Source organism: Streptomyces ossamyceticus (genome assembly GCF_001418475.1).
Lineage (GTDB): Bacteria > Actinomycetota > Actinomycetes > Streptomycetales > Streptomycetaceae > Streptomyces > Streptomyces ossamyceticus.
In genome coordinates this window covers 266-911 of record NZ_LIQX01000672.1, presented here as the reverse complement: position 1 = coordinate 911, position 646 = coordinate 266, and the positions used below count along the sequence as shown (strand labels likewise).

General features: G+C 67.0%; 1 protein-coding gene. It reads left to right on the top strand.

What is annotated here, in order from left to right:
* Window positions 1-169 precede the first annotated feature (169 nt).
* A complete protein-coding gene (locus AOK15_RS36250; RefSeq protein WP_055522752.1) occupies window positions 170-610 on the top strand; it encodes an Lrp/AsnC family transcriptional regulator in 441 nt (146 codons plus the stop codon).
* Window positions 611-646 lie beyond the last annotated feature (36 nt).

The window sequence follows — 646 nt, the reverse complement described above, 5'->3', positions numbered from 1 at the left end:
GTCGGCGGGCCGGATCTCGTGGTTCGCTCGACCCCGTCGTCTGCCGCGCTCGATTCTGTCGTCCGTGCTCGATTCAGCTGTCGATACGCTTGAATCACGCGTGAGAATGCGGCATGGTGCTTGAAACAAGCATCACGCTTGCCGTATTCGTACAGGGGAGAGGTCCCGTATGGACGACATCGACCGGGCCATCCTGCGGGAGTTGCAGGTCGACGGCCGGATCCCGTACGCCGATCTGGGCCCCAAGGTGGGGCTGTCGCCCTCGGCCGCGAGGCTCCGGCTCCAGCGGCTCATCGACGCCAAGGCGGTCCAGGTCGTCGGGGTGACCGACCCGATGACCATGGGCCAGCAGGCGATGGCACTGCTCGGCCTGCGTGTCGACGGCGATCCCCGCGCCGTCGCCGACGAACTGTCCCGGCACGACGAGGTCGTGTACACGGTCCTCACGTCCGGCGGCTTCGACCTGTTCGCCGAGGTGGTGTGTCCCGGGCCCCGGGACCTCCTGGACTTCATCAACGACGTCGTACGGCCCGTCGAGGGTGTCGCGGCCGTGGAGAACTTCCCCTACTTCGCGATCCACACCCACCGCTTCCTGTGGCACGTCGACTGACGGCTCCGCCGACCCGGTGCTGTGACCGGAAAGGTT